Origin of the sequence: Spiroplasma melliferum KC3 (assembly GCF_000236085.2) — a bacterium.
GTDB lineage: Bacteria > Bacillota_I > Bacilli_A > Mycoplasmatales > Mycoplasmataceae > Spiroplasma > Spiroplasma melliferum.
On record NZ_AGBZ02000001.1, the window covers coordinates 41787 to 57447 of the forward strand.

At 28.5% G+C, this 15661-nt stretch carries 16 protein-coding genes; 1 reads left to right on the forward strand and 15 read right to left on the reverse strand.

The window, feature by feature from the left end; genetic code table 4:
* Positions 1-48: 48 nt before the first annotated feature.
* The 7 genes from SPM_RS00195 to lepA form a co-directional block, all read right to left on the reverse strand.
* A complete protein-coding gene (locus SPM_RS00195; RefSeq protein ID WP_004027588.1) occupies positions 49-1581 on the reverse strand; it encodes a bifunctional ADP-dependent NAD(P)H-hydrate dehydratase/NAD(P)H-hydrate epimerase in 1533 nt (510 codons plus the stop codon).
* Positions 1582-1629: 48 nt separating this feature from the next.
* Positions 1630-2319 carry a M48 family metallopeptidase gene (locus SPM_RS00200; protein WP_004027589.1) on the reverse strand — a complete coding sequence of 230 codons (690 nt, stop codon included), beginning with the start codon at positions 2317-2319 and terminating at the stop codon, positions 1630-1632.
* 33 nt (positions 2320-2352) lie between these two features.
* A complete protein-coding gene (locus tag SPM_RS00205; protein WP_004027590.1) occupies positions 2353-3681 on the reverse strand; it encodes an MFS transporter in 1329 nt (442 codons plus the stop codon).
* Positions 3682-4728: 1047 nt separating this feature from the next.
* A complete protein-coding gene (locus SPM_RS00210; protein ID WP_040584396.1) occupies positions 4729-5406 on the reverse strand; it encodes a hypothetical protein in 678 nt (225 codons plus the stop codon).
* A gap of 1 nt (position 5407) precedes the next feature.
* Positions 5408-5674, reverse strand: a complete 267-nt coding sequence (locus SPM_RS00215) for a Vmc-like lipoprotein signal peptide domain-containing protein (RefSeq protein WP_040584397.1) — start codon at positions 5672-5674, stop codon at positions 5408-5410.
* A 62-nt stretch (positions 5675-5736) separates the two neighbouring features.
* The gene (locus SPM_RS00220) at positions 5737-6450 is read right to left on the reverse strand and encodes a hypothetical protein (protein WP_004027591.1); all 714 of its coding nucleotides are present in this window, start codon (positions 6448-6450) and stop codon (positions 5737-5739) included.
* Positions 6451-6511: 61 nt separating this feature from the next.
* Positions 6512-8314, reverse strand: a complete 1803-nt coding sequence (gene lepA / locus SPM_RS00225) for a translation elongation factor 4 (RefSeq protein ID WP_004027592.1) — start codon at positions 8312-8314, stop codon at positions 6512-6514.
* A gap of 228 nt (positions 8315-8542) precedes the next feature.
* Between lepA and SPM_RS00230 the strand changes: the two genes are divergently transcribed.
* Positions 8543-9004: a hypothetical protein gene (locus SPM_RS00230; RefSeq protein ID WP_004027593.1), complete on the forward strand. Its 462-nt coding sequence runs from the start codon at positions 8543-8545 to the stop codon at positions 9002-9004.
* Positions 9005-9023: 19 nt separating this feature from the next.
* Here the strand turns inward: SPM_RS00230 and SPM_RS00235 are convergent, their stop codons facing one another.
* From SPM_RS00235 to tsaE, 8 genes are all read right to left on the reverse strand, one after another.
* Positions 9024-9587, reverse strand: coding sequence for an ECF transporter S component family protein (locus SPM_RS00235; protein ID WP_004027594.1), 564 nt, complete (start codon positions 9585-9587; stop codon positions 9024-9026).
* On the reverse strand, positions 9568-10527 hold the full coding sequence (fmt, locus tag SPM_RS00240) for a methionyl-tRNA formyltransferase (RefSeq protein ID WP_004027595.1): 960 nt from the start codon (positions 10525-10527) through the stop codon (positions 9568-9570). Before fmt ends, SPM_RS00235 begins: the two co-directional genes overlap by 20 nt.
* The gene (locus SPM_RS00245; protein WP_004027596.1) at positions 10514-12538 is read right to left on the reverse strand and encodes a DUF2779 domain-containing protein; all 2025 of its coding nucleotides are present in this window, start codon (positions 12536-12538) and stop codon (positions 10514-10516) included. Before SPM_RS00245 ends, fmt begins: the two co-directional genes overlap by 14 nt.
* A gap of 63 nt (positions 12539-12601) precedes the next feature.
* Positions 12602-13216, reverse strand: a complete 615-nt coding sequence (locus SPM_RS00250) for a hypothetical protein (protein WP_004027597.1) — start codon at positions 13214-13216, stop codon at positions 12602-12604.
* A gap of 105 nt (positions 13217-13321) precedes the next feature.
* On the reverse strand, positions 13322-14038 hold the full coding sequence (locus SPM_RS00255) for a YebC/PmpR family DNA-binding transcriptional regulator (protein ID WP_004027598.1): 717 nt from the start codon (positions 14036-14038) through the stop codon (positions 13322-13324).
* Between the two features lie 60 nt (positions 14039-14098).
* The gene (locus SPM_RS00260) at positions 14099-14524 is read right to left on the reverse strand and encodes a GNAT family N-acetyltransferase (RefSeq protein ID WP_004027599.1); all 426 of its coding nucleotides are present in this window, start codon (positions 14522-14524) and stop codon (positions 14099-14101) included.
* Positions 14525-15097, reverse strand: coding sequence for a tRNA (adenosine(37)-N6)-threonylcarbamoyltransferase complex dimerization subunit type 1 TsaB (gene tsaB, locus SPM_RS00265; protein WP_004027600.1), 573 nt, complete (start codon positions 15095-15097; stop codon positions 14525-14527).
* A 1-nt stretch (position 15098) separates the two neighbouring features.
* On the reverse strand, positions 15099-15560 hold the full coding sequence (tsaE, locus tag SPM_RS00270; RefSeq protein ID WP_004027601.1) for a tRNA (adenosine(37)-N6)-threonylcarbamoyltransferase complex ATPase subunit type 1 TsaE: 462 nt from the start codon (positions 15558-15560) through the stop codon (positions 15099-15101).
* Positions 15561-15661: the final 101 nt, after the last annotated feature.

The window sequence follows — 15661 nt, forward strand, 5'->3', positions numbered from 1 at the left end:
TTTAAACAATTATATCAAATTCAAAAGTTATAAAAATAACCAAAAGAACTACTTTTTAAAATTAATAGAATCTTCATTTCCAATAAGTTCTGCTAAAACAAAACCAATTTGGTCAATAATGTCTGTTGGCAAAACTGGTTTTTTGTATTGTGAAATTTCATCCCCAGCTAGCCCATGTAAATATGTTCCAACGATTGCTGCTTCAAATAATTCATAACCCTGACCAACTAAACTGGCAATTAAACCAGTTAAAGTATCACCCATTCCAGCAACTGCCATATAGGGATTACCTGTCCCATTAATATACACGCGATTACCATCAGTAATAATTGATTGATATCCTTTTAAAACAACAATAATTTTATACTTGTTCGCAAATTCTTTTGCAATATTAATTCGACTATTTAAAATTTCTGGCACACTTTTATTAATCAAGCGTGATAATTCTAAGGCATGGGGTGTTAAAATTGCCCGTCCACGTAGTTTTCGTAATAAAGGGGCATCTAGGACATTAATTCCATCAGCATCAACAACAATTGATCCTTTATAATTATCTAAAATATAATTTAAAGTATTATATGTCCGTTCTGTTTTTTCTTTTCCCATTCCATAGGCTACCACATTAACTTTGTTTGTTAATAAATCTAAAATTCGGGCTCGGTCAGAAGCATCACAGAATGTGATTTCTGGAGCGGTATTATTTGTTTTTCCTAATAATTCTGGTGATAAAGCTCAAATTACTAATCCAATTCCAGCATTTAATGCCATATTAGCAACTAAGGTTCCAGCATTTAAATATTCTAAACTTGAAGCAAAAATAAGTAAATTGCCATAGATGCCTTTGTGTGAAATTAGCGAACGAGAATGTAATTGGACACTATCCGTATAAAATAAGTTGTTATCAATTAATTTTGCACAAATACTATTAATCTCTTGCTGATGAAAACCCAATTGTCATACAACAACTTTTCCTAAGTAAGGAATAATATCATAATTAATAAAAGCTGATTTGTAAGTAAAAAAAGTGACAGTTTTATTTGCTTTAATTGCAATTGTTGGAATTGTTGCACTATCATTTTCAATTCCGCTTGGAATATCACATGCTAAAACATATTTTTGACTTTCATTAACTTTTTTAATAATTTCAGCAATAGCCGGTGGCATTTTTCCATGATAACTAATACCAAAAATGCAATCAATAATAATATCAGTTCATAAAATTACTGCTTCAATATTATCATCAAGAAAAGTCATTGTTACATTCCGCAACTTTTTAACTAATGAATAATAATATGCAACTTCTGGGGTTTTAGCATTATCAAAGGTTTTTTTATCCGTGCAAATATGAATATGAATCTTTTTTGTTCCATCATAATCATTAATTAATTTCGCTAAACAAAAGCCATCCCCACCATTATTACCAACATTAGTTAAAATTAAAAAACTATGAACTGCTAAATTCAAATGATGAAATAAGCCTTCTGCTGCTTTTGCCATTAATTTAACTGGAGGAATATCAAATTGATTAAAAATAAAATTTTCAAGATTTTTTGTGTCTTGTTGATTACTAATATAAAGCATATTTCTTAACTCCTTACTTGATTATATTAAATTAAAAAGAAAACCATTTTAAATTCCTGGTTTTTTTAAAATTTCAACTTTTTCACGATAATTTGGCATATATTTTTCAACATAATATCAAAACAACTTAGAATGATTATGATGAACTAAATGTGATAATTCATGAATAATTACATATTCCAATACTGTTGGATCAAAATGAATTAATTTTGTATTTAAAACAATTTTTTCCGTTTGAGGATAACAAACACCTCATTTGCGAACCATTGCTTTAATTGTTAAATTTTTATAAGATAAATTCATTATTGTTGCTCATTTATTTAATAATTGCTCAAATTTATAACTAAATTTTTGCTTTAAAAAATGATGTAACTTCTTAACATTTTCATCATAACTACCAGCATCTTTTAATAAAAAATATTGTCGATTAACAATTTTAGTATGAATATTCTCATTCGTTAGTTGCAATGGATATTTTTCATTAAAAACATAAACATAACCTGTTCCATTTGGATTAATAACAATCTTTCGATAATTATCGTGAACATCAATTACAGTAATAATTTTCTTAATATTTTTATAAATTAGAGCTTCAATTTCTCAATCATGGGCATAACTAGGGGCTGATACTTTAATTTTGCCATTATTAACATTTAACACAATATTCTTTTGTTCTTTAATAATTAAATCATATTTAATTAAATTACCCTGATATGGTAGCACTTTTTCCAATGCCATGCTGTTCCTCCCCCTATCATAAATATGGATTAATTAATGATTATCATCTATTTTATCATCATTTTCATTTTCATTCTCAAAATTATGGTGTAACTCTGATGATTGCAAAGAATTATTAGTTGCTGGTTTTTTTGTAATATCTTCACGGTATTTTTTCCCAGCTGTTCAAATTTTATCAATATCACCTAAAAAAACTTTACCATCATAAGAACTATCAACGCGAGCATTGGGATTAATGCGTTGTTTACCACTTGGTTTTGGCACTGAACCAATTCGTTCAGCTAATTCTGTTTTATCTAATGACATATGTTGTTTTGATTTTGGAATAATAATTGAATCATATGAATTTAATTTTCCTTTTGAAGGCGAACTTTCCGTACTAAAAATAGGTGCTGAATAATCACGATGTTTAATAATATCACCTTTTTGTACAAAGTCACCTTCTTGTTCAATAAGTAGTCCTACGGGTGATTCATCAACAATTCCTTCGTTCTCTTTAATTGTACGTAAATATTGCCCTTCTGCACCAACACGAATTGTTGGCTTTGAATTAGTAGCATTATTATCTTCTTCTGCTGGGAGAAGATGTGCTTCACCTTGTTCATGTAAAAGAGCATTCCGAGCCATCTTCGCTTTCAATAAGGCCATCTTCGCTTTTAAATCATTTGTTGTTGAAACTGATTTGTTGTTAATAGGATTTTTTGTTTCTTCAAGAGGAGTAAGTTCACTTTGACTTACCATTTCTTTTTGGGGTGTTAAACCACGAGCACCAATTTTACCAGTTTCAAAATTAATCGCTGTTAAACGATTTTTTTGATCTTGTGTTAATGATTTTGTTTTTCGTGTTTTACTATAATAAGTTATTGCAAATCAACTACCAAAGAAAGTTAATCCTGGACCAATAAATAACAAAATAAATCCTGAATTAATCGGTAAATTTAATTTAAAAATATTTAAACCAGCATTAAGACTTCTTGGTTGACTAGCAAGCGCAACAGCCATTGTTAATAAAATGCAAGATATTAATCCAATAATAAAAGCTCAACTTATTCCAAAGACTTTATAACGATTATTTTTTGATAAATAATTTGGAATTAAATACATTAATACTAAAAAACTAGAAATTCCAATTAAAATACCACCAACTAATTCTGGTTTTGTAATTATATTATTATATACTGTCATATTTGAGAACTGTAAAACCAAAAGGGCAATATCTTGTAATAGCATGTATGCAGCATTATAAAGGAACATTTGACTATTAATTTTATTTGCTACCATAATTAATATCCCGAACAGTAACGCACTAAAAATTCCGCCAATTGTTAAGAAAGTTAATGACACTCCACGTAATTTCTCCATTTTTTTCACCTATCTTTTAACCATAACAAACCATACATATTATTTAAGTATATATCGTAATTATACCCTATTTCTATAAAAACCAATAATAAAATGTAAAAATCGTTTGTTATTTACCATTTTAATTAAACCAAAATTTAAAATAAAAAACAATTTAAAAATTTAAAATAAAAAAGATACTAGTTTTAAATTTAAAACTAGTATCACTTCACATAATCGTAACATAACTTTGACTCAGGGTAATGCTTATTATGTTGATAATTATATTTTTTCAGCAATAATTAAATAATTCAGGGTATATATATTATGTTTATTAAAAATCGATTTGCTACTTAGTTTAAAGGATTAAAAAGAATGGACATATTTGTATAACAAATCATTTTACAGACCAGTTTGTTTTTTTTTTTTTTTTTTATAAAATAGACAAGGGAATTATTTTTAATTATTATTCTGAAACAACTAAAAGTTAATATGTTTTGCTAATTGATATTTGATATTTGATATTTGATATTTAATACATTAAAAAATATCTATATCCTTTCGCTTAACATCCCAACCACCCTACCAGATTCAAGAAGATTGATAAATTTAAAAATAAAATGAATTAGCCGCTAATTGCTAACTAACCATTAAATGAATGTTAAACTTTATAATCCTGCATCATAATAACGTATATCCAAATACATTATATAATATATTATTTTATTTTCAACAAGATAATGCACTTTAAAAATTAAAAAATAACTTTTTTGAACTTGTAAAAAACTATGTTTATTTAAGCAATAAAAAACTAGTTTTATTTAAAACTAGTTTTACTCTAACATTTTTTCAATCATAATTACTTCATTTTATTTTTTATTGTAATGTTGCAATAATTTGATAAAATGGCTGTTTTGTTAAAATTGATGCCATTTTATCAGAAGATGCCAAAATTTTTGAACCTGGTTTTGCGCGAAAAACAGTTGTTTAACACTAAAAGCTCATCATATCAAAGGTCTTTATACTGTTCTGCAAAAGATTGTCCCAACAATTTCTTTTTTATCTGGATTATATGGTTTGTCAAACAGCATAGCGAATGTCATTTAAATTATTTCCAGTATATGTTTCATTTAGTGTAACTTTAATTTGTGCCATATTTTTTGGTTTTTCATTGTTATAATTTAAATATTTACGGTGATCTAAAATAACATGAAATTTAAAAGTAACATTAGAATCATTAAAAATATTAGGTACACTACCACTTAAGTAAAAAGTACCATTTAATTGATCATCAATATTAATATCTAAAATCCCACCTTGCATAAAGGCTTGCATAATAGCTTGACTATAAAAAGCAGAAAAACGATTACGATCACCACTAAATTCCATTAGAGCTGCCGCTATAATTAATGTACTTCCTGTTGGGTCTTTCTTTCAATTATTATAAATATCACTAGCTAAATAAACATTCCCTAAATTAACAACTGGATACACTTGGTCAAACGTAACAGCTTCTGAGATAATTTCTAATTCACCAGTAAAATTACCTCCTTCTTTCGCAATAATTTTATAATTATTATCTTCCACAATAACTTCAACATCATCACTTGTAAAATTTGTGCCATTTAAAACATTCATCACTGCTAAAACACGAGCAGGATCTGCTGGTTTACCAACTGCTTCTTCTGAATATGGTAATGAAGTCAAAGTAATAATTTTTGTTAAATCATTTGTTGCTCAATCCAAATTAATTTTTTTTTGCTAAAAATGGTTGATTCGAAACATCTGGCATTGAGCGAATTGTTGCTGTTTTCATTCCTGAATCAAGATCAACAGCAAAGTTATCTGGATTATGATTTAACTTTTGAATAGCTGCTTTGATACTAGCAACATTTGGAATGACATGATAATTGGTTTTCTTTGCAATATCAGCAACATTAGTGCAACTAACAACTGAAGTAATAGAAGCCGAAGTAAATGTTAGTGATGCTAAAATCATCATTAATTTTTTCATACTTAAAAACTCCTTTATCACAAAAATAAATTATTCATAAATATTATTTTTAAAAATATTTATTATAAACCAAATAAGGGTGGACAATTTTCCTTTTTAAACTGAATTAATAATTTTGTTTTTCGTAATTGTGCTTTTAAAAATGTTCGACAAATTAGTGATTTAATAATCACTACAATATTCATTTGTTGGAGAAATCGAATCATTGCAGCAAATAGATCAACTGTAAAGTTATTTATAAATAATTCATTATAAATTTCCGTATTAGTTCAAATAACAAAACAAGTAATTTTTTTAAGATAAAACCCATAAATAATAACTAAAGCAATTGTTAATAGCAATGATAAACCAATAATAAGATAAAAAATATAAAATAAATTTAATAAAATTAAATATGGAATTCGTGCTAAATGTTGATTTTGAACTAAAACAATATAGCGTTGAAAATTATAAGCTAATGTTATTGTTAATAAAATTAAATTTAATAGTCATGTTAAAAGAACAAATCAATTAGTTTTAAGCAATAATTTATAATGGTCAAATGATTGTTGATAAAAACGAAAATTAATTAAAATTTGCGTTAAAATTCCTACCACAAAAATAGAAGCAAAGGAAATTAACACTACATAAGCTAAATTAAAAAGAACATTATCAAAAACAAAATTATTTACTGGATAAATAATTCCAATTCCTCAAAAGAAAAAAACATAAAATAATAATGCTAATAAAAAGAAACTAAGAAACTTATGATAAAAATTATTATATTTTAGATTCATTGTTATCACCTTTTATTAATTATATCACTTTTTATTAATAAAAAATTGCTAACAATAGCAATTAATCATCTAACTTTAAAACAGCCATAAAAGCTTCTTGAGGTACTTCAACAGAACCAATTGCTTTCATTCGTTTTTTTCCTTCTTTTTGTTTTTCTAACAATTTCTTTTTCCGGGTAATATCGCCACCATAACATTTTGCTAATACATTTTTCCGCATAGCTTTAATATCTTCTCGCGCAATAACTTTATGATTAATGGCTGCTTGAATTGGAACTTCAAAATTTTGACGGGGAATAATTTCTTTTAACTTTGCACAGAGAGCTTTACCACGGCCATAAGCAAAATCACGGTGAACAATAATTGATAATGCATCAATAATTTCATTGTTTAGTAAAATATCCATTTTAACTAATTTATTAGGACGATAACCAATAAACTCATAATCTAACGAAGCATAACCTTTACTAATTGATTTTAACCGATCAAAAAAATCAAAAACAATTTCATTTAATGGCATCTCATAAGTCAAAATTCGTCGCGTATCATCAATATACTCTAAATTAACATATGTCCCACGTTTATTTTGACATAATTCCATTAATGAACCAATATATTGTTCGGGAGTCATAATTGTTGCTTTGACAAATGGTTCTTCGATGCGATCAATTTTTTGCACAGCGGGTAATTCACTTGGATTATCAATGCTAATCATTTCCTTATTTGTTAAATAAACATGATAAATTACCGATGGTGCAGTTGCAATTAACTCTAAATTATATTCTCGTTCTAATCGTTCTTGGATTACATCCATATGTAATAATCCTAAAAAGCCACAACGAAAACCAAAACCTAATGCTTGCGATGTCTCTGGCTCATAAACAAGGGAAGCATCCGATAACTGAATTTTTTCCAAGGCTTCTTTTAAATCTTTATATTTAGCAGAATCAATTGGGTATAGGCCACAAAACACCATTGGGTTCATTTTTTTATATCCTGGCAATGGCTGTTGCGCTGGATTAGCAACAGTTGTAATCGTATCACCAACCCGAACATCACGCACCATTTTAATACTTGCTGCTAATCACCCTACTTCACCGGCTCCTAATTGGTTTTTTTTAACTTCTTTTGGGGTTTTAACTCCTAATTCGGTAACTTCATAAACAGCACCGGTATTCATTAATTTAATTTTTTCACCAACGCGAACAATTCCTTGCTTAACTCGAATTGAGACCATTACGCCTCGGTATTTATCATAATATGAATCAAAAATTAATGCTTGCAACGGATTATTATCATCGCCGTCTAATGGGGCAGGAATATCCTTGACAATTGCTTCTAATACCTGTTCAATATTTAATCCTGTTTTAGCACTAATTAATGGTGCATTTGTTGTTGGAATTCCAATTAAATTTTCAATTTCTTCTTTAACGCGGTCTGGATCGGCTGATGGTAAATCAATTTTATTAATAACGGGAATAATTGCTAAATTATTATCAATTGCTAAATAAACATTAGCTAATGTTTGAGCTTCAATTCCTTGTGCTGCATCAACAACTAAAATTGCTCCTTCACAAGCTGCTAAACTACGTGATACTTCATAAGTAAAATCAACATGTCCTGGAGTATCAATTAAATGAAAAATATACTCTTGTTGATCTTGAGCCCGATACTTTAACTGAACAGAATTTAATTTAATTGTTATTCCTCGTTCACGTTCTAAATCCATTGAATCCAATAATTGTTCTTGCATTTCTCGTTTTTCAACTGTTCCTGTTAACTCTAAAATCCGGTCTGCTAAGGTTGACTTTCCATGGTCAATATGAGCAATAATTGAAAAATTACGAATTAATTTTTTATCCATTTAAAATTGAAACCCTTTCTATTAGCAGTTATATCTCTGATATTATTATACATAATTTTAGTAAAATAACCTGAAATAGCTGGTTTTAATAATAAATAATTACAACCACATTGAATTTTTAAAATAAATACGATATAATATAAAGTACAATTTAAAAAATGAAACTATGGAACAATTATTTTAAAAATTTTATTAGCATTTTTTTATATCACGGAATGGGGAATACTTGTGAATACTAACTTTACAGAATATTATAATCAGTTAATGGCTGAAGTAACTTTAATTACGAATGTTGAAAAAATTTCTGATACAAAAAAAGATTGGTTGTATACATTATTAAAAAATTTAAAAACTTTTAACACGAAACAAATTAACTTGCAACAACATGAAGGGTTAATTTATCAAATTATGCGTGTTATTAATCAAAGCACTGAATTTATTCATAACCGCATTAGTAATGCTCTTAACGAATATCGCAAATTATATCGACAACATTTTAAAGTCAATTTAAACATGCGGCAAGAAAATTTACGAATTTTTGATTATTGTGAAAAACAACTACAATCTAATTATGACAAAAAACTTAAAATTTTACGAGAATCAATCATTAACTATTATTACTTAAATTATTTAAAAGATAAAATTGAAGAAACATTAAAAATTATTAGTTTGTCAGCACGAACATTATAATAAAAAGAGTAATTATGGCCTAATTACTCTTTTTATAATGTCAAAATTGTTCATCATCTCAAATTTTATTTGTACTATGCTCATTAATTCGAACAAAAACAATTGATAAACTAATTCCCATTATTGTTGCAACAGCAATTTGAATTGCATCAGTAGTTAATTCAACAATTGCAACATCAGGTTCAAACATAATATAACTATATAAAACATATAATAATAACATTAAGCTACTAACAAAAATAGCACCATAACGACTTAAAATCCGAGCCCCATAATAAGTAATAAAAAACATTAAAATTCTAATCAAAATTGAAATTGGAATAAAAATAAAACCCCCTGTAATAAGGTCAATAATTGTTACATACAAAATACCACTAATTAATAACATTGGTCCTTTGATTAAAGTTATTAAAGCTAAAAATAAACCATCTGCTAACTGAATAATCCCTTTACCAACGCCAAAATCAATCCGAATAAATTGTGAAATATAGGCAATAGCTACTAACAAGGCTGTAATTAACCCTGTTGTTGCTAAATATTTTAATGATTTTAAACGATACATTTTAAATAAAAATATTTCCAACTATGATTTCTGACGATGCATTATGATAATAATTTTTAGCATCAGTTGCTTTTTTACCTTCGCGTTGTAAACGCGTAATTAATAAATAACCATCTTCAACTTTAACTTTAATCCCTAATTTTGAAATATCAATAATTGTTCCATTTACAAAATCAGCGTCTTTTTCAGCTAATGGTTCTAAGGTAATCACTGCTTGATGCAATTTATAATGAATATTATTAACAGTTGTGTAAGCAATTGGTCATGCATATAAACCACGAATTTGATCAACAATTTTTTGTTTTGGTAAAAATCAATTCACTTTTTCTTCATCGCGGGTAATGTTATAAGCAAATGTTGCTTGACTATCATCTTGTGGTGTTCCCTTAATTTTGCCAGTAATAATATCTAATAAATGCTTTTCAATCATTGTTCCTGCTAAAACCATTAAACGGTCATGCAAAGATGAAGCTGTTTCCGTTGGACTAATTGGAATTGCTGTTTGAACATACATTTCGCCCGCATCCATTTTTTTAATCATTTGCATTAGCGTAATCCCAGTTTCTTGTTCACCATAAATAATAGCTTTATGAATGGGAGCACCACCACGTAATTTTGGTAATAACGAAGCATGAACATTAATACAATTAATCCGGGCTAATTTTAAAATTCGCTCTGGAATAAACTGCCCATAAGCACATGTCACAATAACATCTGGTTGCAAAGTGACTAACTCTGCATAAAGATCATTAATTTTTTCTGGTTGAAAAACAGGAATTTGATTTGTTAAAGCAAATTCTTTTACTGGGGAAAATTGAACAAGTTGTTGCCGTCCAATTTTTCGATCAGGTTGGGTAACAATCCCAATTATTTCAATTGTTGGACTTAACTTTTGCAAAGCCTTTAAAACAGCTGTCGCAAAGATTGGTGTTCCCATAAAAATCACTCTATATTTTTGCATCTTTTTTCCCTCCCTTAATTGGTGTCAAAGGTGCCATTAAACGAACAATGTGTTGATAAATTACGACCATTGCTAATGTATCCCGATTACAATACTTTAACATTTCTGCTCGAAATGATTTTTGTCAAATGGTGATTGGAATATTATTTTCCGCGCGACGACGAAAGATTTCACTCGCCATATCACCTTTTTGCACCTTTAATGCTTGATAAGTAAATTGATTATCAAATGCTGGTTGCGTTTTTTTAATTGAAGCTGAACCATAAAATTCTTTTTTATAAATCATAAAATCCTGAAAAAAATCCATTAAATCAATTGTTTTATTTCGAATAATACTTAATTTTTTTTGTCAATCTTGATAAGTTGTAATACGTTCCTCATTTCGGCTTTGATTAATTAAGATTGTTAAATAACTAATTAATTCCGCTAAAACCTTACATTCAAAACTCTTATAATAAGCAACATAAACTCCTCCACCATGACTAAATAAATCAGTAACTAAATGTTCAATTAGGGCTAAGCGTGGATCACCATCACCATCTGCTAAAAAAGCATGATGTTCCATTGTTGTTTCATCTTGATAATCAAAGTGATTATCTTTAATAATATGGACTGAATATTGAAATGGAATTTGTTGATAAGAATATGAATAATCAAAACGAGGAACCGCTGCTTTCATTGTTTCAAAATCATACATATATAATGGATACTGATAATGCTCTAAAATTTGTTTAATGATAGCAACCTTTTTTGGGTCAACAACTGGGGCATTATCTTGAACAGCAAGAATTTGACGTTGTTGTTTTTCTGAAAATAAAATTGGTTTTTTTTGTCGAGTTAATTGTTTAAAGGTAAATGGTAACACAATATCTTTTAATAAATCAATGTGTTCTTGATATTTTAATAATGTCTTTTTTTCCCTTCCCCGGGTTAATTCAAAGACACTATGATGCGGTGGTAAATAACTAGTAACATGCTGACAATAACCATAACGATCACCTTTTCCATTTAAACATTGTTCCTTACTAAATAACGGAAAAATTGTTTCAACTGATTGCATAAAGTAATGTTTAATTAAAGCTAAATCATCAGTAATAATACGATTCTTTGCAACGCGTTTGGCAAACTGTCCAGTCATCATTTGCTGACAAAATTCTAATAAACTAACAGCCGGTAAGGTTTTTGTTGGCAATTTATAAAGATCTTGAAACATAAACAACTGGTCATCATCAATATCACCAACACGCTGATACTCCGAATTTAACAACATCAAAGAAATTCGACTAATTGTTAACCCTGCCCCAGTTAAAACATAATACTGATAGGCAACGTCATAACCATATTCATCCTTGACATCCTTATTAACATACATTTGTGCCTCTTTGTCATATTTCCGACCAGTTGAGGCTTTAACCTCAATTAAATGATAAGTTCCATCTGGAAGTTTTTTTAAAATATCACACTTTGTAATACAATTGTTATAAACAAAAGATGGTTCAAAATAAACATCATAGTTTGAATTTGCTAATACTTCCGTTGTTTTTGCAAAAGCAATTTTCTTACTGTAATGTTCTAAATTAAAATAATTATGATCACGCATAAAATATTCCCGCGCACGTTGACCAACTTCATTTCCATCAGCAATTGTTTCACCAGGATAAAAATCAATTTTAACATCTGCCATTGTTGTTTGGACATCATCTGGTAAAGTTCGTACATCATTATTATCGGCGCCTTCATCTGCTGGTCAATAAGTTTCTAGCGCTAAATCATATAAATGCGGTTGAAATAAACCTTTTCCTCCTTCATTTTCATCATCAAGAAAAATGGCTTCATCAATTTTGGCACTGTTAATATTATCTTGCAAATCAAAAAAGACCGAAATTTTTTGAGCTGTCACTCATTCTTGAACTGTTTTTAAATTACTTCGCGAGGCTAATGTTCAAGCAATTTTAAAACATTTTTTAAATCGTTTAAAATCTTCTTTTTTTAAAGTGATTCCTAAATCCATTGTTGCACTTCACTTTCGTTATTTGGAATTTGCTTTATAAAGACAAAGAAAATAAGATAGCACTTATTTTCTAGGGACAAATTTCTCTGGTTTTGGTTTTGGGCGTTCATCAACAGGAAGTTGTCCAGCTTTGCGCAATTTCCGTTCTTCTTCACGCTTTTTAAGCATTTCAGCACGATGTGCCTCATATTCTTTTTTTGCAGCAATTTTCGCTGCTTTCTTTTCCTCTTTTGTTAACTTAACTTTTTTTTCACTAATTTCAATGCGGTGTTTTGTTTCTTCTAAATCAATTTCTTGGTTAACAATTCAAGTTGTTTCATATTGTTTTTTACTAATTTTTTTTGAAATACCTTCAATTTCAAACGCTTTTTGTTCTAAAAAAGTATTTGTCTTTGCTTCATAAATATCAACAATAACATCAAAAATATCGCGATACTTAAATTCTTTTCCTTTTCGAGCAATAACTTTTTCATATTCTAATCTTAAATTTTTCCGATTATCAGTATCTTTAATATATTGTTTAATTTTATCTTTAACTTGTTTTTTTCGTTTTTCCCGTTCAATGCGCTGTGCTTTTCGTCCCATAATTGAAGAAACAATTGCAAAAATAATAACTGCAACTACAATTACGACTAAAATCACATTCATTGTCATACTACCACCCAAAAAATTTGACATTGTTATCTAAACTCCTTTTTTACTTTACTATTATTATGCACTATTAACGATAATTTTTCAATTGTTTCTAGTTTTCCAAACTATTTTCCTACTTTTCATTCCTATCTAAGCAAGCAAAACATTATGATAAACATCTTGCACATCATCAATGTCATCTAACATATTTAACATTTTTTCAAATTGTTCAGCGTCATCTCCTTGCAAAGTAATGCGGTCATGGGGTAACATTGTAATTTCTGCCATTTGAAATGTGGTAATCCCTGCTTGGTCTAATGCGGTTTTAACATTATTAAATGCTGTTACTGGGGCATAAACAACAATTTGTCCATCTTCAGCAACAACATCATTAATATCACAATCTGCTAGTAATAATAATTCTAATACTGCTTCAACAGTTTTATCGGTAAAAGCAAAAACTGCTAAATGATCAAATAAATGCACTACAGCTCCGTTAACTCCTAGTTTCCCTCCCGTTTTAGTAAAACAATTACGTACTTCTGCAACGGCACGGTTAACATTATCTGTTAATGTATCAACAATAATTGCACTACCCCCTGGTCCATAACCTTCATAACGAATTGCTTGATAATTTTTATTATCATTTCCGCTTGCTTTTTTAATTGCACGTTCAATAACATCTCGTGGAACTTGTTTTGCTTTTGCTTTATCAATTGCATTCCGTAATGCTAAGTTAGCATTGGGGTCAACACTTCCTTCACGCGCTGCTAAATAAATTTCCCGAGCAACACGATTATATAATACTGCTTTTTTAGCAGCTGTTGCTGCCATTGATTGCTTACGAACTTCAAATGCTCTTCCCATCTTTTCTCTCCTTTACCACCTAATTTTTTCTTATATATTATACCGTAAAATTAAATAAAGTTATTTATGATAAACCATTAAGTACCCATTTTCTGCATCATAATATTGGGAAATTGTTCGAATAATCTTAAATCCATGCTTTAAATATAATTGTTGAGCAGCAAGATTATGTTCATTTACTTCTAAAAAAATTTGTTGATACGAAAAATGTGTTAAAATATAGTTTAGCATTTGACAACCATATCCTTGATGATGATAACGTTTTTTAACTGTTAACCGAATTAATTCAAAATCATCACCACTATGCATTAAAATAAAATAACCATAGAGATTATTTTTGACAATTAATTTATAAACAAGATAATTTGTGTTATTAATCATTTGAATTAAATTACGATATTTATAACAATGGCGCGAATAATTTTCTTGTTCTAATAAAAATAATAATAAAGCATCACTATTATTTACTGGTTTTAAAACAACCATTTAACTTCAATCCTTTTTTAAATATTGTGGTTCTAAAGCAAAAATATCTGCAACTAATTTAAAATGATCTTTTAAAACAAGATAATTTTGAACAAAATCAATTTCTTGTAAATTATAACGAAACTCATAACCTGGAAATTGCTTTGTAATTTCAATACAAGTTTCATAATCAAGAACTTGTCCGGGAATCACTTCTGTGCCATTACTAATTACCGCAAAATATCGTTTTCCGCCCCGCGCATCAAGCATTGAAACAACATTATCTAACCCAGCTTGGTAAAGCAATGTGTTAATTGTATAAACATTAATCGCCGGATTAATTACCTTAATTGTTTTCACAATCGTCATTGGAATGCGAACACCAGTATAACTACCTGGACCAGTTGTTAAATAAAAATTATTAATATCTTTTAATTTTAATTGATACGCACTTAGTAATTGTTTAATCACTGGCAATGTTGCTTCAGTATGACGGCGAGTATGGTTTTCGTGAACTTGCCCAATGATTTTTTGCTTTTGTTCTAAAATTAAAATTAAAAAATCAGTACTAGTATCAATAAATAGATTTAACATCTTATCCCTCTTTTCCTAATGCGCTTTGTAAATGCTTATTGGTAGTTTTAATAGTAAAAATTCGTTCGTGTTCATTAATTATTTTAATGGTAATTTTAATTACCTCATATTTTGAACTTAACTGGTTGCTAATCCCTGCTGGTCATTCAATAATATTAATACTATCCGGAAAATGTTCAAAATACATTTCTCACTCTTCTTCTTGTTCTAATCCTAACAATCGATAGCAGTCCATATGGTTAACAATAATTTGTTGATTTGTCGTATATTGTTGCATAATTAAAAAAGTTGGTGAAGTAACTGGAACAGTTACCCCTAACGCTTTTAATAAATATTTTGTAAAAGTTGTTTTTCCAGCGGCTAACGGTCCTTCTAATAATAAACATAAATTAGGATGTAAAAACGGAGCAATTTTTTCAGCTAAAAGTTTTGTTGCTATCTCATTTTTAACAATTATTTTCATCAATATCCCACTCTCTTTTATAATTATATCTAGGAATTAATTATTGTGCTAGACTTTTAGAAAAATATGTAATAATTAAAGTGCAGAAAAATTAGAAAGGT